The organism is Arthrobacter sp. LFS091, from assembly GCF_047977885.1.
Classification (GTDB): domain Bacteria; phylum Actinomycetota; class Actinomycetes; order Actinomycetales; family Micrococcaceae; genus Arthrobacter.
On sequence record NZ_JBFPFP010000001.1, the window covers coordinates 112,834 to 132,951 of the forward strand.

Below are 20,118 nucleotides of genomic sequence, written 5' to 3' on the forward strand. Positions count from 1 at the left end.
GTGCGCCTTCCACCATTAAACGAAACACAGCGGAAAAAGGGTTAGCGGCGCCGGGGTGTTGGTCCTGTTGCTGCCGCAGTGGTTTGGGCTATGCTCCAGAAATGGCGCCGAGAAGTTTTCTTCAATGGCCGGTCGTCCGTCAACTGAGTACGGGCGACCTGTTTGGCCGTGGGCCTGCGGTCACATCGGCCAAGACCAAAGCAATAACTGCGCGAACAACCACTGCTGACCGGGTGGTCCAAAGCATCTGCCCGTACTGCGCGGTAGGGTGTGGCCAGCGCGTCTATGTCAAGGACGAGAAAGTTGTCCAGATCGAGGGCGACCCGGATTCGCCCATCTCCCGCGGCCGTTTGTGCCCCAAGGGTTCCGCCAGTGAACAGCTGGTCAACTCGCCCGGCCGCCAGACCAAAGTACTTTACCGGGCACCCCGGTCCACCGAGTGGGAACGCCTGGACCTGGGTACCGCCGTCGAGATGATCGCGGACAGGTTCATCGAGACACGCCGCAGGACATGGCAGCAGAACGACAGTGAGGGCCGACTGCTGCGCCGCACCATGGGCATAGCTTCACTGGGCGGCGCTACCTTGGACAACGAAGAAAACTACCTCATCAAGAAGCTGTTCACGGCTGCGGGGGCGGTGCAGGTCGAGAACCAGGCCCGCATATGACACTCCGCCACGGTTCCCAGTTTGGGAGCCTCATTTGGACGCGGTGGTGCTACGCAATCACTGCAGGACATGGCCAACGCCGACTGTATTGTCATCCAGGGGTCCAACATGGCCGAGTGTCATCCCGTGGGTTATCAGTGGGTAGCGGAGGCGAAGGCCCGGGGAGCCAAAGTTATCCACGTTGACCCGCGGTTCACGCGGACCTCGGCGGTCTCCGATAAGCACATTCCCATCCGGGCAGGCTCTGATGTTGTGCTCTTGGGTGCCCTGATCAACTACGTCATCTCCAACGACCTTTGGTTTAAGGAGTACGTGGGCGCATACACCAATGCGGCAACACTGGTGCATGACGATTACCGTGATGCCGAAGACCTCGGCGGGTTGTTCTCCGGCTTCGATGCCGGGAAGGGCGCCTACGATACCTCGTCGTGGGGGTATGCCGAACGGGGGGAGGGAGCCATTGACGAACCCGGTCCCGGTTCCGAACACGGCGCCGACGCGACCGCCCGGGCCGCCGGCCACAGCTATGGCAGTGGTGGACCGCCCTTGGAGCATGCAGAGGTACAGCGCGACGACAGCCTCCAGGATCCCCGGACTGTCTTCCAGATTGTGAAGCGGCATTATGCCCGCTACACCGCTGAGATGGTGCAGGACATGTGCGGCATCAGCGTCGCGGACTTCGAGTTTTTGGCGCGCGCCATCACGGAAAACTCGGGACGCGACCGGACCACGTGTTTCGCCTACGCCGTGGGTTGGACCCAGCACTCGCTGGGCGCACAGTTCATCCGGGCCGCCGCCATCCTGCAACTCCTGCTTGGAAATATGGGGCGCCCGGGCGGCGGGATCATGGCCTTGCGTGGCCATGCCAGCATCCAGGGCTCCACGGACATTCCAACCCTGTTCAACCTGCTTCCCGGGTATCTGCCGATGCCCAGCGCGGATCGCCACGACAGCCTTGACGAGTATCTGGCAACGATTGGGTCCAAACAACAGAAGGGCTACTGGGCGAACGCCGATGCATACACCATCAGCCTGCTTAAAGCGTGGTGGGGCGAGGCAGCGAATGCGGACAACGACTGGGCCTATGACTATCTTCCCCGGCTGACGGGAGCACACGGCACCTACGAAACAGTCATGGGCATGCTGGACGACGAGGTGGAAGGCTACTTCCTTCTCGGACAAAATCCCGCAGTAGGTTCGGCCCATGGCCGCATGCAACGCCTGGCGATGGCCCACTTGAAGTGGATGGTGGTGCGCGACCTGAACCTCATCGAGTCGGCGACCTGGTGGAAGGACGGTCCGGAGATCGAATCGGGGGAATTGCGCACCGAGGACATCGAAACGGAGGTGTTCTTCCTTCCTGCCGCAACGCATGTGGAGAAGGCGGGGTCTTTTACGCAGACCCAGAGGCTGCTCCAGTGGCGGCACAAGGCTGTGGCGCCGCCGGGTGAATGCCAGAGCGAGCTGCAGTTCTTCTTTGAACTCGGCCAACGGATCCGGGAAAAGCTCGCCGATTCCGACGACGAACGGGACCGGCCGCTGCTGGACCTGACGTGGGACTATCCCACGGACAAACACGGTGATCCGGACCCCGAAGCGGTACTTGCGGAGATTAACGGCCGTCACCTTGATGGCGCTGAGGCAGGCGCACCCCTCTCCGCCTACACCGAACTTCGTGCCGACGGTTCCACGGCGGCAGGCTGCTGGATCTACACCGGTGTGTATGCCGACGGCATCAACCACGCCGCCAACCGCAAACCGGGCCAGGAACAAGGCCCGGCCGCCCCGGAATGGGGCTGGGCATGGCCGGCCAACCGCAGGATCCTCTATAACCGGGCATCTGCGGACCCCGCTGGTAAACCGTGGAGCGAGCGCAAAAAATACATCTGGTGGGATCAGGACCAGGGCAAATGGATCGGAGACGATGTGCCCGACTTCCCGGTTGACCGTGCGCCAGGGAGCCATCCCGACCCCTCCGTCGGCGGCCCTGAGGCACTGAGCGGAGACGATCCCTTCATCATGCAGGCCGACGGCAAGGGCTGGCTTTTCGCCCCCAAAGGACTCTTGGACGGGCCCCTGCCTACCCACTACGAGGCACAGGAATCGCCGGTGGCCAACGCGCTCTACCCGCAGCAGCAAAGCCCCGCCCGGTTGGTGTTCCCCCGCGCGGACAACCCGAGTGCGCCGAGCGCCGGGACCAAGGGCGCCGACATCTATCCTTATGTGTTCACCACATACCGCCTCACTGAGCACCACACGGCAGGCGGGATGAGCCGGTGGCTGCCCTACCTGTCCGAACTGCAACCGGAGATGTTCTGCGAGGTCTCGCCTGAACTTGCGGCTGAACGGGGACTGGAACCTTACGGCTGGGCCACGATCATTTCGCCGCGCTCCGCCATCGAGGTGAAGGTGCTGGTTACCGATCGGATGGTGCCCCTCAAGGTCGGTGGCCACACGGTGCATCAGATCGGGCTGCCCTACCACTGGGGCGTCGGAAACAACGCCGTCGTGAGCGGTGATGCGGCCAATGATCTGCTGGGCGTAACCCTGGATCCGAATGTCCAGATCCAGGAATCAAAGGTTGCCTCGTGCGACATCCGCCCCGGGCGCCGGCCCCGCGGCGAGGAACTCCTCGCCCTGGTTGCCGAATTCCGGGAGCGGGCAGGAGTGACCATGGAGACCGGCAACGCCGCCGTGACAAACCCGTCGGCCGAAGGCGTCGACCCGACATTGGAGGACTAGATGGGCCAGTTGTCCGGACCGACCGACCCCACCACCGATGCCCATTGGGAGCACAACCATCCACGCAAGGGGTTCTTCACCGACACCTCCATTTGTATCGGTTGCAAGGCCTGCGAAGTCGCCTGCAAGGAATGGAACCACAATCCCCAGGACGGGAACCTGGAACTCCTCGGGTCCTCTTACGACAACACCGGATCACTGGGCGCCAGCACCTGGCGACATGTTGCCTTCATCGAGCAGGGCCAGGAACGCATAGTGGAAGCGAGGGAATCGGGCCGTGCGCTCGTCAACCTGGGCATGCCGCGCATCGGTCCTCCCGCCCCGGCCGCGCCGGATTCCAGTGATCCCGCTGAAGCGGACACCACACCGCCTGACACTGCTGACTTCCGGTGGCTGATGTCTTCGGATGTCTGCAAGCACTGCACGCACGCCGGGTGCCTTGACGTCTGCCCCACCGGAGCGCTTTTCCGCACCGAGTTCGGGACCGTGGTAGTGCAGGACGACGTCTGCAACGGCTGTGGAACCTGCGTGGCCGGCTGCCCGTTCGGGGTCATCGAGCGCCGCAGCAACGGTACGGTCAAAGTGGCAACCAGCAGGGAAGACCAGCACGACGAACATCCCGCGGTTCCCAATGCAGGCATCGCCCAGAAATGCACGCTGTGCTACGACCGGCTGGTGGATGACCAGACACCCGCCTGCGCCAAAGCCTGCCCGACGACGTCCATCAAGTTTGGTGACCACGACGCCATGGTGGAGACCGCCAAGGAACGCGTGGCCGACCTCCACGCCAAGGGCCTGACGGAAGCCAGGCTGTATGGTGCCAACGAAAACGACGGCGTCGGCGGAACCGGATCGGTCTTCCTGTTGCTGGACGAACCTGAAGTTTATGGACTTCCGCCGGATCCCCGCGTGCCGACTGCAGATCTGCCCACGATGTATCGCCGGGCCGGGCTTGCGGTCGCTGGTATGGCCGCGGCGGCTGCCCTGGCTTTCCTTGGAGGACGCGCGTGACCCTGTCTGAGTTCGACAACCTCCGCCCCTCCGGGCCTGCCCGACGCCGAGGGGCGGACGGCAAACCCGGCACCCGCCGTCGTCGGGAGAACGGTGACGGCTCCCGGGAAATGCCCATGGTTCCGGAAGCTGAATTCACCTCCTACTATGGCCGTCCAGTGGTCAAACCGGCGCCGTGGGGCGAGGACGTCGCTCTTTACTTGTTCCTTGGTGGCGTCGCAGGGGGTTCGGCCCTCCTTGGCCTGGGTGGACAGCTCACCGGGCGGCCGATTCTGCGCCGCAATGCCCGGCTGGGTGCCTTGGCAGCACTGAGCCTGGGTGCCGGCGCGTTGGTGAAGGACCTCGGCAGGCCCGAGCGTTTCCTTAATATGCTGCGTACCTTCAAGGTAACTTCGCCGATGAGCGTGGGTTCGTGGATCCTGAGCGCTTTCGGTGCGGGGACCGCCGTCGTGGCGGCCGCCGAGATTGATCGGATGACAGGCTGCCGGATTCCGCTGGGTCCGTTGCGGAAGGCACTGCAGGCTGTTGAGGGGCCCGCGGGTTTTGAGGCGGCGGTGTTCGCGGGTCCGCTTGCGGCGTACACGGCTGTCCTGCTGGGGGACACCGCGACCCCGACGTGGAACGCTGCGCACGAGGAATTGCCGTTTGTTTTCGTGAGTTCTGCCTGTCTGGCATCGGCGGGGCTGGCCATGGTCACCACGCCGGTCCACGAGGCCGGTCCTGCCCGGAAGCTCGCAGTGCTGGGCGTCTTGGGTGATCTGGCAGCAATGAAGGTGATGGAACACCGGATGGATCCTGTGGCCGCGGAGCCGCTGCACCTGGGCAAGGCCGGGACCATGCTCACATGGAGCGAGCGGCTGGCACTCGGTGGTGGGTTGGGAGCCTTACTGGCCGGCCGCAACCGTCCGGTGGCCGTGGCGTCGGGGCTTGCGTTGCTTGCCGCCTCAGCGCTCACACGGTTCGGGGTGTTCGAGGCAGGTCTGGCCTCGGCCCGGGATCCGCGCTACACGATTGAGCCGCAGAAGAACCGACTGGCGGCGCGCCGAGCTGCCGGCGTGACCGACGACGCGATCACCACAGCCAGGTAGTGCTTCCCCGGCACGTTAGCGGATCTCGATGCCCCGACCCGCCGTGGTGTGGCCAATCACCGGGTACCCGGGCAATTCGCCGATTACCAACAGTCCGCCGGAGGTTTGGGCATCGGCCAGAAGTAGGAGATCGTCTTCAGTGACGGTTCCCGCCGAACCTAGATGTGGCCGCACCCATTCGAGGTTGCGACGGGTTCCGCCGGACACAAAACCGTCCCGCAGGGCTTCCAGCGAACCATCGAGCAGGGGCGCCGCCTTGACGTCGATCACCGCCCCAATGCCCGAGGCCCGGACCATCTTGTGCAGGTGGCCCAGCAAGCCAAAACCGGTCACGTCCGTTGCCGCGCGAAGGCCTGCCGCCACTGCGGCCTCGGACGCTTCACGGTTAAGGGCCGCCATCATCTCTACAGCTTCAGGGAACACCTCGCCAGTCTTCTTATGACGGTTGTTGAGAAGTCCGACGCCGAGCGGCTTGGTCAGCGTGATGGGCAGCCCGGGCCGGGCGGCATCGTTGCGGAGCAGCTGCTCGGGATGGGCGACGCCGGTCACGGCCATGCCGTACTTCGGCTCCGGATCGTCGATTGAGTGTCCGCCCAGGACGGGACACCCTGCCTGGGATGCGACACTCAGGCCTCCGCGGAGGACTTCGGTCATGACTTCGATCGGCAAAACCTCGCGGGGCCAGCCGATCAGGTTGATGGCCGTGATCGGGCGACCTCCCATGGCGTAGATGTCCGAGAGGGCGTTGGCGGCTGCGATCCGGCCCCAGTCAAAAGCGTCGTTGACCACAGGGGTGAAGAAGTCGGCGGTGGAGAGGACTGCAAGGTCCTCGCGCACCAAGACCGCAGCCGCGTCGTCCCCGCTGTCCAAGCCGACCAAAACGTCCGCGCCCGGTTGGCCGATCAGGCCGCGGACAGCATCTTCGAGTTCCCCTGGCGGAATTTTGCATGCGCAACCCCCGCCGTGGGCGTAGTCGGTGAGCCGGAGCCCTCCATGGGTTCCCTGCTCGACGTCGTTTGTTGTGGCCTGGGTCTCATTCACCCGTTCAGCGTACCCTCGTAAGCAACCTGCTATATTGAGGCGCGGTGGCGTCCGGGTCCTGGTGGGCCCCCCGGTCTTCAAAACCGGTGAGGCTGAGTATCTCGGCCTGGCGGGTTCGATTCCCGTCCGCCACCGCCAAAGCACCGCCGTGCAGTTGCCGTGAAGCGAGGAGCCGCCGTGGACCACGTAGATCCCCGCAGAATGATTCCACGTACGAATGACCTGCTTGCGCTGCCGGCCGTCGTCGAAGCCCGCCACCGCTTGAGCGAACACGTCATCCGCCGAATCGTTCGCAACGTCCAGGACCGGGCCCGGCGCGGCGAGCTCCCGCCGTCGGACGTGGAGCCGACCCTGCTGGCCGCCGTCGCTGGACACAAGGTGACCAGCGTTCGCCCCGTCCTGAATGCCACCGGAGTGATCGTCCATACGAACCTCGGGCGCGCGCCCCTTTCCGCTGATGCGGTCGAAGCCGTGGTCACCGCCAGTGGCTACGTCGACGTGGAGCTCGACCTGACGGACGGCAGCCGGTCGCGCCGTGGAGCCGGTGCCAGGAACGCTTTGCTGTCGGCCTGTCCGGCCGCCGAGGATGCACTGGTAGTGAACAACGGAGCGGCGGCGTTGGTACTGGCCACCACGGCGCTCGCCGCCGGCCGCGAAGTGGTGGTCAGTCGTGGGGAATTTGTCGAGATCGGTGCCGGTTTCCGGTTGTCCGACCTGATTGAGTCAACGGGTGCAAGGCTTCGCGAAGTAGGCACCACGAACAGGACCCACCTGCGCGATTATGAGGGTGCCCTCAGCCCGGACACCGGTTGCGTGCTAAAGGTGCACCCGAGCAACTTCCGGGTGGAGGGATTCACCTCGACAGTAGCGCTGGAGGACCTGGGCACGGTGACAAGGGCAAACGCAGTCCCGCTTGTGGCCGACCTCGGCAGCGGGCTGTTGGCCCCCGATTCGCAACTGCCCGATGAACCCGATGTTGCTTCGGCTTTGGCGGCCGGGGCCGACGTCGTCATCGCCAGCGGTGACAAACTTTTGGGCGGCCCCCAGGCAGGATTGCTGCTGGGCCGCAGGGAGATCATTGAACGGTTGGCACGCCATCCGCTGGCGCGCGCCGTTCGTGCGGACAAGCTCGCTCTCGCCGCCCTCGAGGCGACTCTTGCGGGCGGACCACCACCGGTTGTCCAGGCACTGCACGCCGACGTCAAGCAACTGCGGCGCCGAACTGACAAGCTGGCACAATCCCTCGGCGTGCCAGTCGTGGCCCATGACGGCCGGGTGGGGGGTGGCGGCGCTCCCGGAGTTCCCTTGCCGGGATGGGCGCTGCAGCTCCCTGCCGACCTCGCAGTCCTTTTGCGGACCGGAAATCCGGCCGTCCTGCCGCGTGTCCACGACGGTGCCTGCCTTGTTGACCTACGCTGCATTCCCGCTGCCGATGACCACCGGATTCTCGCCGCGGCACGGCAGGCCTTGTCGGTCCGGGCGGGTCAGTCCGCTGGGCAGGGCTGAGAAATGCACGTCATTGCCACCGCTGGCCACGTCGATTCCGGCAAAAGCACCCTGGTCCGCGCCCTCACCGGCATGGAACCGGACCGCTGGGAAGAGGAGCGCCGCCGTGGGCTGACCATCGACCTGGGTTATGCATGGACCACCCTGCCGTCCGGACAGGAAGTGGCATTCGTGGACGTACCCGGCCACGAGCGCTTCCTCGGGAACATGCTCGCGGGAATCGGGCCGGCGCCGGTGGTCTGCTTCGTCGTTGCTGCTGACGAAGGCTGGCAAGCGCAATCCAGCGACCACCGCGATGCAGTTGCTGCCCTCGGCATCCACAACGGGGTCGTGGTCCTCAGCCGCGCGGACAGGGCATCCGCCGCGCGGATCTCAGAAGTCCTCTCCAAAACCCGTATCGAGTTGGCTGCAACAGGTCTGCAGGATGCGCCCGCAGTAGCAGTTTCCGCCATTGACGGGACTGGCCTGGATGATTTGCGTGCCGCGCTGGACGAAGTCCTGGCGCGGGTGCCTGCTCCTCCAGTGACTGGGCGGGTTCGGTTGTGGGTGGACCGCTCGTTCACCATCACCGGTTCCGGAACAGTGGTGACCGGTACCCTGGCAGCCGGAACAGTGACCCAGGGAGACGTGCTGGACCTGGTCGGCCACGCCGGTTCCCGGCCCGTCGTCGTCCGTGGCTTGCAGAGCCGTGACACGGCCCGCCCGTCCGTGGAGCCGGTCAGCCGGGTGGCGTTGAATCTTCGCGACGTCGCCGCCACGGACATTCGTCGTGGCGACGCACTGCTTACTCCCGACGCCTGGCCCACCACTTCGGTTATCGGCATCCAACGCACCACCGGAGTGGAGTACACAGCGACTCCGGAGCAGCTCACTGTGCACGTCGGCACCGCGTCGGTGCCGGCACGGTTGCGTCCCTTTGGGGCTGACCACGCCCGACTCGTCCTCGACAGGGAACTGCCCCTTGTGCTCGGCGACCGCCTCGTATTGCGGGACCCCGGGAGCCGTTCGGTGCTGGGCGGTGCGCGTATCCTCGATGCAAACCCGCCTGCCCTGCGGCGACGCGGCGATGGCGCCCGCTGGGCTGAGCGCCTCGCAGGCATGGATCCCGCCGGAGACGTGTTGGGTGAGGTGGCAGCCCGCGGAGCTGTCCAGGTGCAGCAGTTGCACAAGCTTGGGCTCGTGGCCGGCCCCGACTCGGAAGCCCCGCAGGGAGTCAAAGTTTTGAATGGCTGGTGGGTGCATGTCCCGGTTTTCGAGGCATGGCAGCGTCGCCTGCGCGCGTCCGTCGAGCTGTTGCAGGAACGCGATCCCCTGGCCCCGGGTCTTTCCATGGGAGCAGCGCGGGACTTGCTCATGCTGCCGGACGGAAGGCTGCTTTCCGATGTCATCCACGGTGCCGCTTTGGAACAGGATGGCGGACACATCCACCTGCCCGGCAGCGGGGACAATCTTGGCCCCATCGAGGAGGCCGTCGCCACGCTGGAGGCCAGGATGGGGGCGGACGCATTCCGCGCACCCGAATCCGATGAACTGGCCGCGTTGGGTCTCGGCGCACGCGAACTCGCTGCTGCGGAACGCAAGGGTCGCCTCCTGAGGTTGGGCGACGGTGTCGTGCTGCTCCCGACGGCGCCGGCCCTTGCGATGCGAACGCTTGCCCGCCTTGACCAGCCCTTCACCACGAGCCAGGCACGCCAAGCACTGGACACGACACGCCGGATCGCGGTCCCGCTGCTGGAATATCTCGATTCACGCGGCTGGACAGAGCGCCTGGACGCAGGCCATCGCAAAGTGGTGCGCTGACCCGCTGCTCCCAAGGTAGGACTCAGCGTCCTAGGAAGAACAGGGACAGGAAAACCTGCTGACCAGGCCGTGCGAAGTGGGTATCGTCGACTCCAGCCGGAACACTCCGCCCGAGAGCAGAGGAGAGTTATGCAGTATCGCACACTAGGTAACAGCGGGGCAGTGGTATCGAACTACGCGCTCGGAACAATGACGTTTGGAGCCGAAGCCACGGAGGAAACGTCACACGCCATCCTGGACAACTATGTTGCCGCGGGCGGCAACTTCATCGACACAGCCGACGTTTACAGTGCCGGCACGTCGGAGGAAATCATCGGACGATGGCTTTCGCGCCGGCCGGAGCAACGCGACCTGGTTGTTTTGGCCACCAAGGGACGCTTCCCCATGGGCAAGGCGCCGAACGACGTGGGCACATCCCGCCGCCACCTGACCAAGGCCTTGGACGATTCCCTCCGCCGCCTCGGAGTGGAGCAGATTGATCTCTATCAAATGCATGCGTGGGACCCCCTCACCCCACTGGAAGAGACCCTTCGTTTCCTGCATGACGCTGTCAGTAGCGGCAAGATCGCCTACTACGGATTCTCGAACTTCCTCGGATGGCAATTGACCAAGGCTGTCCACGTGGCCAGGGCCCATGGCTGGAACGCGCCCGTAACCCTCCAACCGCAGTACAGCCTGCTGGTTCGCGGGATCGAGAGTGAGATCGTGCCGGCGTCCCTCGATGCGAAGATAGGCCTGCTTCCGTGGTCTCCGCTTGGTGGCGGCTGGCTGTCCGGGAAGTACAAGCGCGATGAGCCGCCTGTTGGCGCGACCCGGTTGGGGGAGAACCCCACACGGGGCATGGAAGCATGGCAGGCCCGCAACGATGACCCGCGCACGTGGGACATTGTTGGAGTCGTAGGACAGATTGCCGCTGACCACGGCGTGAGCGCCTCGCAGGTCGCGCTGGCTTGGTTGGTGGATAGGCCAGCCGTGACGTCCGTGATCCTGGGTGCCCGTACTGTTGACCAATTGATGGACAACCTTGCCGCTGCTGACCTTGAACTCACGTCCGACGAAACTGAGCGTCTGACCCATGCCAGCCAGCCGCGCGTCGGGGTTTATCCCTACGGGCCCATGGCCGATGAACAGCGCAGCCGGAAGATCGAAGGCGGCAGGTAACGGCGGGGTCGGGAGTGATCGCACCGACCAGGACGTCATATTCGATGTAGCTCAGAGTGTCGTTGTTTATTCCGCATCAGCTCCTGCGGCGGATGTGTTCCCCTTATATGTGGCGGCCAGTTCCCGCTTGAGGATCTTGCCGCTGGGGCCAAGAGGCAGTTCCGGCAGAAGTTCGATAATGCGCGGGTATTTGTAGGCAGCCAGTCGATCCTTGGCGAAGCTGATCAGTTCTTCTGCAGTGGTGGTGCTGTTGGGGGTCCGCACAATTGCGGCGGCTATTTCCTGCCCCTGCATCTCATGCGGAACACCGAAGACAGCGGCGCTGACGACATCGGGATGTTGGCTCAGGATCTCTTCAATCTCGCGTGGGTAGACGTTGTAGCCATTGCGGATGATCATGTCCTTGGTGCGGTCCAGTATCCGCAGGTAACCGTCGTCGTCCTTGATGCCAAGGTCTCCAGTGCGGAACCAGCCATCCACCACCGCTTCAGCCGTAGCGTCTGGCCGGTTCAGGTAACCCTTGAAAAGATTGTGCCCGCGGACCACGAGTTCTCCGAGTTCGCCCCGGGGCAGGAATTCGATGCTGTCGATGATCTCGGGGCGGGCGATCTCGATTTCCACGCCCCATATGGGAGTGCCGATGGTCCCTGGTCGCGGACTTACGCCCACGTGGTTAAAGCTGGCCACAGGAGAGGTTTCGGTCAAGCCGTAGCCCTCGTAGATTTGGGCCCCGAACGCTTCACGGAATTTCTCCAGTACGGCGACCGGAAGTGACGAACCGCCCGAGATTCCGTAGCGCAGCGCTTCAGGGCGTCCCGGGTTGGCCTTGGCCGCCTCCAGCAGGGCAACGTACATGGTTGGCACGCCAAAGAAGACCGTGATCTCGTGTTTGTGCACCAGATCCAACGCAGCGGGCCCGGTGAACCTCGGGCACATGATGATCGTGGCACCGGCACGCAGGCCGGCGTTGAGCACGCAGGTCTGGCCGAAGGTGTGGAAGAGGGGAAGGCCACCGAAGATCTTGTCGCCCGCCCGGAGGTCGAAGGTGTCCGACAGTAGCACGTTGACCTGTTCCATCAGGGCGAAGTGCGTGCCGAGGGCACCTTTCGGTTTCCCTGTGGTTCCGGAGGTATAAAGGATGGTCGCGGTGTCCTGTGGCCTACGCGGAACGTACCCTCGTATCGGCACCGCGGCGGCGGCTTCGGCTTCCAGCCGCGGGGTGCCGTCGGCGGCGTCTGTCGCCATCACCGTCAGCACGTCGACGTCGGCTCCCGCCGCCCCCGGGACGCCCTCGGTCATCAGCGGTGCAGCACAGATCAGCAGCTTGGCTCCGCTGTCACGCAAGGCGTACTCAATTTCACGCGCCTTAAGAAGCGCATGGACGGGAACCACGATTCCGCCAAGGGCCAGGACCGCATAATAGGCGCGGGCGAAGTCGGCAACGTTGGGGATGAGGAGCGCAACGGGGTCTCCCGGTCCTATGCCCCGGGCACGCAGGGCCCCGGCATAGGACAGTGTTTCTTTCCAGAGTTGTCCGTAGGTTGTTTCCTCGTCTTCCACGATAATCGCGACGGACTCAGGGTGGCGGGCGGCGGACTCGGCCAGTATGGCTGCAACAGTAATGGTGCCGAAGCCGTCATTGGCTGGCGTGTTTGTCATGGTCGTGTCCTTGCTTGATGAAGGTGGCCGCTGGTTATGCCTTGAGGATCAGGGGAGGAATCGTTGGGCATGCCCGTGAATCTAACACGTGAGGAGCTGGGTTGCTCAGCCGATGGGCCACCAATCCGGAAGAAGCTCGCGCAGGTCGTCGAGGAATTCGTCGACGGGCCGCGGCGGGGTTTCCAGGAGGCGCGACTCCAAGGCGCCCACCACGCCGTAGGCGATGTACCGGGCAACCATGGATGGTGGGACTTCGCGGCCGCCCGGTGCCGGTATTTCGATGGCACGACGGGCGAGCAGCAGGCGGACAGATGCCTCAAAGTGGGATCCCAGCATCGCGTGCAGCGCTCCGGTGCCCGGGTCGGTAACCAGGCCCCGGCGGTAGACGTCGCGGTGCCGGTCCACGTGCCTGGCAACATCGGCGGTGACTGCGACGATGGCCGGGCCAATGTCTCCCGGCCCGCTGAGGTGGGTTTCGCGGAGGGTGTCCAGCTCTTCGGACAGAACCTGCCGGAGAAGCGCTGCGGGAGAGGCGGCGTGCTGGTAGAACGTTGATCTGTTGACCCCGGCGGTGGCGGCGACCTGCCCCGCGGACAGTGTTCCGGCGTCGTGCCCGGCCGCGAGGTCAAGGATGGCCGAAGAAAGCTTTTCCCGGCTACGCAGGGCCCGGGGGTCACTGGAAGCTGTCTCGGCGGACTGTTTCGGTTCCAGCATTATTCAGGTCACACTCCTCCGTGATCTTGCCCTCCGGCGGTGGAAATTCGGACGACTCAAGCGTACCGTTCTAACTATCCAACAGATGTCGGATAGTTGCGCCGATTCATCGCACCGAAGGCCGTCGGCGGCGGATTTGCAGTCCCTTGATAGACGCAACAAAGAGACGCGACACAGACAAGAAGGACATTAGATGCGTGCGATCGTATTCAAAGAATGGAAGCAGTTCCCCGTACTGGAGGACGTGGCCCGGCCCGTACCAGGGCCAGGCGAAGTGCTGTTGAAGGTAGCGGGCGCAGGTGCTTGCCATTCGGACGTCAGTATTTTCCAGGACTTCACCGCCGAGGTCCCGGGGAATATCACCAAGGGCTTTGTGCTGGGGCACGAGAACTCGGGCTGGGTCGAGGAGTTGGGTGCCGGTGTTGAGGGTATCGAGGTAGGTGACGCGTATCTGGTCTACGGGCCCATCGGTTGTGGGCATTGCAAGGCGTGCTCCCGCGGGCAGGACACTTACTGCGAGAACGCTGCGACCAACCCATACCTTGGCATAGGTTTGGGTCGCGACGGCGGAATGGCGGAATACGTCACGGTTCCCGTCCGCAACCTGATCCCGCTTGGAGATGCAGACCCCATCGCTGCGGCACCGCTTGCAGATGCAGCGCTGACCCCGTACCACGCCATTAAGAAGTCGCTGCCACACCTGAATGGAGGTGGCCGGTTCGCGCTGGTGGTGGGGCTGGGAGGCCTGGGCCAGATCGCCGTCCAGATCCTCCGGGCACTGACTGGCGCAACCATCATTGCCACCGATATGAAGCCCGAAGCGATGACCAAGGCCGAGGCGGCGGGGGCCTTGACGGTTCCAGGCGGTCCCGACCAGATTTCCCGGATCCGTGAAATCACCGGCGGACGCGGCGTGGACGCTGCGTTCGACTTTGTCGGGGTGACCCCGACGATCGCCACAGCCACCGGTTCCATGGCCCAGGGTGGCCGGTTGACCGTCGTCGGAATTGCCGGCGGCCTGCATGAGTGGACTTTCTTCAACACGCCTTATGAATCCACCATCACCAACACGTATTGGGGCACCATCGAGGAACTCCATGAAGTAGTGGATATGTACCGTGCGGGGCAGATCGTCCCCGAAGTAGAAACCTTCAGCCTCGAGGACGGTCTCTCGGCCTACCGCAAACTCGCCGACGGGCAGCTGAGCGCCCGGGCGGTAGTAGTCCCGCACCAGTAGTAGTCCCGAGCCGGCACGGTTGGGGACCCCGCTCCTTCTTGGTAATGTTGAAAGCCCCTTCCGGGGGGCTTTCCGCACATTCCAGCGCGGCTTTGGGGGACTTATCATAAGTATGCTTATGATATTGAGTAGGAGGGATCCTGACCGGCATGGTCGGGATTCTTATTTCCCTGTTGCGGAGAGTAGTCCATGTTCAACTTCCGGTCACTGGCCCGCATCGCCTCGGTTTTGACCACGCCGCTGGCCCCGGAAGACGTCCTGGCGTTGTTCAACCCGGTCTACTCATCGCGCCAGTTGCGCGGGGTCGTCACCAGAGTGGTTCAGGAAACTGCGCAGTCAGTCACCATTTTCTTCCGTCCCGGCCGTGGCTGGCACGCCCACCTCGCGGGCCAGTGGGCGAGGATCGGCGTAGAGCTCAATGGGGTGCGGCACTGGCGATCATATTCCCTGAGCGCGCCGGCCGGTCAGGACCCAGCCATCACTGTCACGGACGTGGGGTCGGTGTCCCGTGTTCTGGTTCGTGAGACCAAGGTTGGTGACATCCTTTTCCTGGCCCCGCCACAAGGCGACTTCGTCTTGCCTGAGCATCCGCGTTCCCTGCTCATGCTTACTGCCGGAAGCGGCATCACTCCCGTCATGTCGATGATTCGGACCCTCGTCCCCGGACGACCCGACGCCGACGTTGTCCTGATTCATTCCTCCCGCGGGGAGGATGACAGTATTTTTCGAGAGGAACTGTTCGAGCTCGCTGATCAGTTTCCCAGTTTCCGCGTGGTGCAGTGGCAAACGGGTGGCCGTGGACGCCTGAGCTTGGCGACTCCGGCTGAACTTGAGCGCATTTGCCCTGACTGGCAGGACAGAACCGCCTACGCCTGCGGCCCTGAGAGCTTTCTGGACGATGCCGAAGCCCTCTGGAACCAGGCAGCACAGGAAGCTACAGCGGGCTCGCTGACCATTGAGCGGTTCCATGCCGAGCTCAAAGGGCGGGACGGAAGTGAGGGCGGCTTGGTCATCTTTGAAACATCGGACCGCGAGGTCATGGCCGACGGCGGCGTGCCCCTCCTTGACGTCGGGGAGGATGCGGGCATCCTCATGCCCAGTGGCTGCCGCATGGGGATTTGCCATAGCTGTCTCACTCCGCTGCTTTCCGGCAGCGTCCGCGACCTGCGTACCGGTGAGGTGCGTGGCGAACCGGGTGAACTCATCCAAACCTGTGTCTCGGCTGCCGCCGGGCCCGTCAATCTCAAGCTCTGAGGAGTACCACCGCATGTCAGTAGCTTCGGCCAAAAACCCCGCCACCGCCGTCGGGCTCAAAACGCGGCCCGGCGCCCTTGCCGAGGCGGGTCGACCCACGATGCGTCCTCCGGCGGCTGCGCACTTGAGTGACGAGCAAGTGGCCGAATTGGGACGCGAGCTCGACGCTATCCGCGACGGGATCCTGGCCAAGCGCGGCTCCAGCGATTCGGCCTACATCAGGCGCATGATCAAGATCCAGCGGGGTCTGGAAGTTTCCGGTCGGGCGGCGCTGCTCGTCAGCAGGAACAAGGGCGCGTGGGTCACTGGAACAGCCCTCCTAAGCGCGGCCAAGATCCTTGAAAACATGGAGCTGGGGCACAACATCCTCCATGGACAGTGGGACTGGATGCGCGATCCGGACATCCACTCCACCACCTGGGAATGGGACTTCGTCACCCCATCGCGCTCGTGGCAGCACACGCACAACGATCTTCACCACCGCTGGACCAACGTGATAGGCAAAGACCGCGACGTCGGGTACAACCTTCTGCGGATGGACCCTGATCAGGAATGGAAGCCCTTCAACCTGGGCAACCCCCTCTATAACGCCCTGCTGGCGCCCGTCTTCGAATGGGGTATCGCCATCTACGACCTGGAAATCCCCGAGTACAAGGAGGGCCTGAAGTCCAAAGAGGCGATGGTCAAGGACCTCAAGGCACTGGGTCGTAAGGCCGCCAAGCAGTTCGCGAAGGACTATGCGGCCACCCCCGCTTTGGCCATGCTCACGGGCTCCGGGAAGCAAGCCCTCTACGGCACCCTCGTGGCCAACGCCGTACGCAACGTCTGGGCCCACGCAGTCATTTTTTGTGGCCACTTCCCCGAAGGTACGGATACTTTTACCGAGGAAATGGTCGAAGGCGAAACCCGGGGCGACTGGTATGTACGTCAGATGATCGGATCCGCGAACATCTCAGGCCCGCGGTTTATGCATCTCATGACCGGAAACCTTTCACATCAGATCGAGCACCACCTCTTCCCGGACCTTCCCTCGAACAGGTACTCAGAGATTGCACCGAAGGTCCGCGAAATCTGCGATCGTTACGGCCTGAAGTACACCACGGGGCCGCTGTTGAAGCAGGTTGGCTCAGCGTGGGCCAAAGTCTTCAAGCTCGCTCTTCCGCCACAGCGTTAGAGCAGAATCGCTAGCTGCCCTGCATCCCTTCCATTGCCCAGGCGATGAGGTTTAGTTCGAATTCATGAGGCTATAGCGCGTCGTGCACGTAGGCATCCAATTCCACGGGGGTGGCATTGCCGCCTTCCGTCCAGTATTTGATCCATAACTGAGACGGGCAAATGCCACTGGCTATTTCGGTGCTTCAGCCGTTGACGTAGCCCATATGCGTGGCGTTGTAGCGATCGCCATGCACTCCTACACTGCGGGCTAGGGCATTGAGGGCGGCAACCTCGTCGGCAGTGAGCGCCACGCGGGTAGCTTGGGCGTTCTCCTTAATGCGTGCGGTACGTCGAGTGCCCGGAATGGGGACGATCCATGGCTGCTGGGCGAGAAGCCATGCAAGCGCGATTTGGGCAGGAACCGCATCCTTCGCCGCAGCGAGTTCGATGACGTGTGCAACAAGAGCCTGATTGGCGGTCAGATTTTCGTCATTGAAACGCGGGACAAGGTTGCGGATGTCGCCCTCGGCGAAGGTGGTGTCCGCGGTAACCGTACCGGTGAGGAAGCCCTTACCCAAGGGGCTGAAGGGAACAAGGCCTATACCGAGTTCGGCAAGGGTTGGAAGTATTTCGGCCTCGGGGTCGCGCGTCCACAGCGAGTACTCACTTTGTAGGGCAGCGACGGGCTGCACGGCGTGGGCCCGTCGGATTGTGGCGGCGGAAGCCTCGGATAGTCCGAAGTGTCGTACTTTGCCCTCCGAGATCAGATCCCGGACGGTGCCGGCGACATCCTCGATGGGCACTTCGGGGTCGACCCGGTGCTGATAGAACAGGTCGATGGCGTCGGTACGGAGCCGCTTGAGGGTTCTTCGGCGACTCGGCGGATCTGTTCCGGGCGGCTGTTCAGCCCGATGCTTTCGCCGTTTTGGATGTCCCAGCCAAACTTGGTGGCGATCACCACCTGGTCGCGGATCGGTTCCAGTGCCTCGCCGACAAGTTCCTCATTCACATAGGGGCCGTATACCTCGGCCGTATCGAAAAAGGTGACGCCATGGTCGACGGCTGAACGGAGCACGCTGACCATTTCATCGCGGCTGCCGGGGTTGGGCCCGTAACTTTGGGACATGCCCATGGCACCTAGGCCGATGGCCGATACCTCAAGTCCCTGTCCGAGAGTTCTTGTATGCATGCTGGTGCCTCCATTGTGCTGTTGAATGCAGTGGTGTCTTCGTTTGGAACGTGTTCGTGCCGACTAGGGAGATCCAAGGTGCGGGACGACGGAAGTTGCCCTTACGGTTGCGTCCCCCTGGGCGAGTCGACGTGCGGCACTATCGGCCCGGCGTCGTTCTGTTGTTGGAGCGTGGCGGCCCAACTGGCGAGGAGCCGTAGGCGTTCCTCGCTGGCAGAGCCAGGTTCGGCTGTGTAGATGAGCATTGACAGGCCCGGCTCTGCGGTTACCTCCAGGCCTTCATATGTCAGCGTGAGTTCGCCTACCTCATGGTGGTGGAAGCTCTTGGTGCCGGATCCATGCCGCCTGACATTGTGAGACCCCCACCGGATCCGAAACTCTGCACTTCGGGTGGAAAGCTCCCCAACCAGGTCGTGAAGCCGTTTGTCCTCCGGGTCGCGTCCCGCCTCAGTTCGCAGGATTGAGACGGTGACGTTTGCGGCTGCGTCCCAACCCGGATAGAAATCCTTGGCCCGTTCGTCGAGGAAACAGAACCGCGCCAGGTTGCCCTGCCCTGGACCGTCGAAGACGTGATCGTAGAACGCCCGTCCCAGCGCGTTGGTGGCGAGGATGTCCATCCGGCCGTTACGCACGAATGCCGGCCCTTCCGTTATCACGGCGAGGGCGCGTGTCAGGCTTTCCCTCGCCACCCAATTCTGCGACCTGCGCTTGTGCACGGCGCGGACAGCGCCGTTGGCGATACGTGAAAGGTCGAAGAGGTGTTCGCGTTCAGCGTCGTCCAGTTGGAGGGCCACCGCAAGTGCATCGAGAACAGCATCCGAGACCCCGGAGAGATTCCCGCGCTCAATCTTGGCGTAGTACTCGACGCTTACAGCGGCGAGGGCTGCTACCTCGTTTCTTCTGAGACCCGTGACGCGGCGGTTCCCGGAAACTGCCAGCCCGGCCTGCTGGGGGGTTACCCTCGCACGGCGGGACATGAGAAATTCTCGAACTTCATTCCGGTTGTCCACGTTCCCAAGGCTACGACGTCCACGCGTTGCGAGGGATGCCCTGTTGGTACGCCCCTCAGCGGTGACTCCCATAACTGGCGTCGTTGAGGTCCTATGGAATCTCAACACCCGCAGGGCATGCGGCCGCTGGCCGGTACACGCCCAACTGGCGAGGGAACCTATACACGAAAGGAAAAAAGACATGGCGAAGGACCCACGTGCAGGATGGACCGGCGGGCAAAACGCGTTCGGTGACTTTGCGCCCGGAATGGTCCACTACACCGACAAGGTGCTGTTCGACGAAGTATGGGAACGCGCGGGCTTGTCCAAGAGAGACCGTAGCCTGATCACCGTCGCTGCATTAACGGCTACGGGAAAAGCCGATCAACTGACGTTTCACCTCGACTATGCACGCCAAAACGGGGTAACCGAAGAAGAATTGAAGGAAGTCATCCTCCACCTCGCCTTCTACACGGGCTGGCCCAACGGAATGAGCGCGATGACCGTGGCCAAGAAGGTCTTAACCAAGGAGAAGTAGGGTGGATCTCCATTTCCCGCTGCCCGTCCGGTTGCGTTCCGTTGGGCGGCGCCCCCCTGGGAGTCCAAGCGCTTCCGCTCCGAAGCCGCTGCTGAAGCCGAAGCCGTTGCCGGCGTCGCTGCGCTGTTGCGGCTGACTCTGCTTGACAGGGCCAGGTTGGGGACCACGAAGGGCCCGGAATGCCGAAACCGGTGGCCTCAACCACCTGCAGCAGCGGGCCTGAGGAACTGTTGAGTTCGGCTGCCGGCAACGCAATGGAAGATGCCATTCCGATAAGGACATAAACGACGCCGGCAGTCAGCAGGGTGCCGAAAAGGGCTTTCGGGTACACGCGGTTGACGCCTCGAACCTCTTCGGCGACGTGGG

15 protein-coding genes, 1 tRNA gene and 1 pseudogene are annotated in these 20,118 nt (G+C 63.5%); 11 read left to right on the forward strand and 6 right to left on the reverse strand.

The window, feature by feature from the left end:
* Window positions 1-101 precede the first annotated feature (101 nt).
* The 3 genes from fdh to nrfD are packed head-to-tail and all read left to right on the forward strand — an operon-like array spanning window position 102 to window position 5,509.
* Window positions 102-3,410: a formate dehydrogenase gene (gene fdh / locus ACNQOP_RS00570; protein ID WP_416402950.1), complete on the forward strand. Its 3,309-nt coding sequence runs from the start codon at window positions 102-104 to the stop codon at window positions 3,408-3,410.
* Complete coding sequence (locus ACNQOP_RS00575) at window positions 3,411-4,421, forward strand: 4Fe-4S dicluster domain-containing protein (protein ID WP_416402951.1); 1,011 nt, start codon at window positions 3,411-3,413, stop codon at window positions 4,419-4,421.
* Entirely contained in the window at window positions 4,418-5,509 is a 1,092-nt protein-coding gene (gene nrfD / locus ACNQOP_RS00580; RefSeq protein ID WP_416402952.1) for an NrfD/PsrC family molybdoenzyme membrane anchor subunit, read from the forward strand. Before ACNQOP_RS00575 ends, nrfD begins: the two co-directional genes overlap by 4 nt.
* A 15-nt stretch (window positions 5,510-5,524) precedes the next feature.
* Here nrfD and selD read toward each other — a convergent pair whose 3' ends face one another.
* The gene (gene selD / locus ACNQOP_RS00585) at window positions 5,525-6,550 is read right to left on the reverse strand and encodes a selenide, water dikinase SelD (RefSeq protein ID WP_416402953.1); all 1,026 of its coding nucleotides are present in this window, start codon (window positions 6,548-6,550) and stop codon (window positions 5,525-5,527) included.
* 43 nt (window positions 6,551-6,593) lie between these two features.
* On the opposite strand from selD, the gene ACNQOP_RS00590 reads away from it, so the two are divergent.
* The 4 genes from ACNQOP_RS00590 to ACNQOP_RS00605 all read left to right on the forward strand — a co-directional run bounded on the left by ACNQOP_RS00590 (window position 6,594) and on the right by ACNQOP_RS00605 (window position 11,017).
* Window positions 6,594-6,688, forward strand: a tRNA-Sec gene (locus tag ACNQOP_RS00590).
* Between the two features lie 39 nt (window positions 6,689-6,727).
* Window positions 6,728-8,056 (forward strand): L-seryl-tRNA(Sec) selenium transferase, encoded by a 1,329-nt coding sequence (selA, locus tag ACNQOP_RS00595; protein ID WP_257368227.1) that lies wholly within the window; start codon window positions 6,728-6,730, stop codon window positions 8,054-8,056.
* Between the two features lie 3 nt (window positions 8,057-8,059).
* Window positions 8,060-9,856, forward strand: a complete 1,797-nt coding sequence (gene selB / locus ACNQOP_RS00600; protein WP_257368226.1) for a selenocysteine-specific translation elongation factor — start codon at window positions 8,060-8,062, stop codon at window positions 9,854-9,856.
* Window positions 9,857-9,985: 129 nt separating this feature from the next.
* Window positions 9,986-11,017: an aldo/keto reductase gene (locus ACNQOP_RS00605; RefSeq protein ID WP_257368225.1), complete on the forward strand. Its 1,032-nt coding sequence runs from the start codon at window positions 9,986-9,988 to the stop codon at window positions 11,015-11,017.
* Between the two features lie 66 nt (window positions 11,018-11,083).
* On the opposite strand, the gene ACNQOP_RS00610 is transcribed toward ACNQOP_RS00605, so the two are convergent.
* Both ACNQOP_RS00610 and ACNQOP_RS00615 read right to left on the reverse strand, forming a co-directional pair.
* The gene (locus ACNQOP_RS00610) at window positions 11,084-12,676 is read right to left on the reverse strand and encodes a long-chain-fatty-acid--CoA ligase (protein ID WP_416402954.1); all 1,593 of its coding nucleotides are present in this window, start codon (window positions 12,674-12,676) and stop codon (window positions 11,084-11,086) included.
* A gap of 105 nt (window positions 12,677-12,781) precedes the next feature.
* Window positions 12,782-13,390 carry a TetR/AcrR family transcriptional regulator gene (locus ACNQOP_RS00615; RefSeq protein WP_416402956.1) on the reverse strand — a complete coding sequence of 203 codons (609 nt, stop codon included), beginning with the start codon at window positions 13,388-13,390 and terminating at the stop codon, window positions 12,782-12,784.
* A 193-nt stretch (window positions 13,391-13,583) separates the two neighbouring features.
* Between ACNQOP_RS00615 and ACNQOP_RS00620 the strand changes: the two genes are divergently transcribed.
* The 3 genes from ACNQOP_RS00620 (at window position 13,584) to ACNQOP_RS00630 (ending at window position 17,055) form a co-directional block, all read left to right on the forward strand.
* On the forward strand, window positions 13,584-14,627 hold the full coding sequence (locus ACNQOP_RS00620) for an NAD(P)-dependent alcohol dehydrogenase (RefSeq protein WP_416402957.1): 1,044 nt from the start codon (window positions 13,584-13,586) through the stop codon (window positions 14,625-14,627).
* 189 nt (window positions 14,628-14,816) lie between these two features.
* Entirely contained in the window at window positions 14,817-15,881 is a 1,065-nt protein-coding gene (locus ACNQOP_RS00625; protein WP_416402959.1) for a ferredoxin reductase, read from the forward strand.
* A 13-nt stretch (window positions 15,882-15,894) separates the two neighbouring features.
* Window positions 15,895-17,055: a fatty acid desaturase family protein gene (locus ACNQOP_RS00630; protein ID WP_257368220.1), complete on the forward strand. Its 1,161-nt coding sequence runs from the start codon at window positions 15,895-15,897 to the stop codon at window positions 17,053-17,055.
* A 184-nt stretch (window positions 17,056-17,239) separates the two neighbouring features.
* On the opposite strand, the pseudogene ACNQOP_RS00635 reads toward ACNQOP_RS00630, so the two are convergent.
* Window positions 17,240-18,225 (reverse strand): annotated as a pseudogene (locus tag ACNQOP_RS00635) (aldo/keto reductase).
* Window positions 18,226-18,326: 101 nt separating this feature from the next.
* On the reverse strand, window positions 18,327-19,235 hold the full coding sequence (locus ACNQOP_RS00640) for a helix-turn-helix transcriptional regulator (RefSeq protein ID WP_416402962.1): 909 nt from the start codon (window positions 19,233-19,235) through the stop codon (window positions 18,327-18,329).
* Between the two features lie 181 nt (window positions 19,236-19,416).
* On the opposite strand from ACNQOP_RS00640, the gene ACNQOP_RS00645 reads away from it, so the two are divergent.
* Window positions 19,417-19,752, forward strand: a complete 336-nt coding sequence (locus tag ACNQOP_RS00645) for a carboxymuconolactone decarboxylase family protein (RefSeq protein ID WP_416402963.1) — start codon at window positions 19,417-19,419, stop codon at window positions 19,750-19,752.
* On the opposite strand, the gene ACNQOP_RS00650 is transcribed toward ACNQOP_RS00645, so the two are convergent.
* Window positions 19,664-20,083 (reverse strand): hypothetical protein, encoded by a 420-nt coding sequence (locus ACNQOP_RS00650; protein ID WP_416402965.1) that lies wholly within the window; start codon window positions 20,081-20,083, stop codon window positions 19,664-19,666. The two genes, ACNQOP_RS00645 and ACNQOP_RS00650, sit on opposite strands and share 89 nt — an antisense overlap.
* Window positions 20,084-20,118 lie beyond the last annotated feature (35 nt).

What these genes read in the sequence shown, in the direction of transcription:
- ACNQOP_RS00575 (WP_416402951.1), top strand. Translation starts at nt 3,411, where the DNA reads ATGGGCCAGTTGTCCGGACCGACCGACCCCACCACCGATGCCCATTGG.
- selB (WP_257368226.1), top strand. Translation starts at nt 8,060, where the DNA reads ATGCACGTCATTGCCACCGCTGGCCACGTCGATTCCGGCAAAAGCACC.
- ACNQOP_RS00605 (WP_257368225.1), top strand. Translation starts at nt 9,986, where the DNA reads ATGCAGTATCGCACACTAGGTAACAGCGGGGCAGTGGTATCGAACTAC.
- ACNQOP_RS00610 (WP_416402954.1), bottom strand. Translation starts at nt 12,676, where the DNA reads ATGACAAACACGCCAGCCAATGACGGCTTCGGCACCATTACTGTTGCA.
- ACNQOP_RS00615 (WP_416402956.1), bottom strand. Translation starts at nt 13,390, where the DNA reads ATGCTGGAACCGAAACAGTCCGCCGAGACAGCTTCCAGTGACCCCCGG.
- ACNQOP_RS00620 (WP_416402957.1), top strand. Translation starts at nt 13,584, where the DNA reads ATGCGTGCGATCGTATTCAAAGAATGGAAGCAGTTCCCCGTACTGGAG.
- ACNQOP_RS00625 (WP_416402959.1), top strand. Translation starts at nt 14,817, where the DNA reads ATGTTCAACTTCCGGTCACTGGCCCGCATCGCCTCGGTTTTGACCACG.
- ACNQOP_RS00630 (WP_257368220.1), top strand. Translation starts at nt 15,895, where the DNA reads ATGTCAGTAGCTTCGGCCAAAAACCCCGCCACCGCCGTCGGGCTCAAA.
- ACNQOP_RS00645 (WP_416402963.1), top strand. Translation starts at nt 19,417, where the DNA reads ATGGCGAAGGACCCACGTGCAGGATGGACCGGCGGGCAAAACGCGTTC.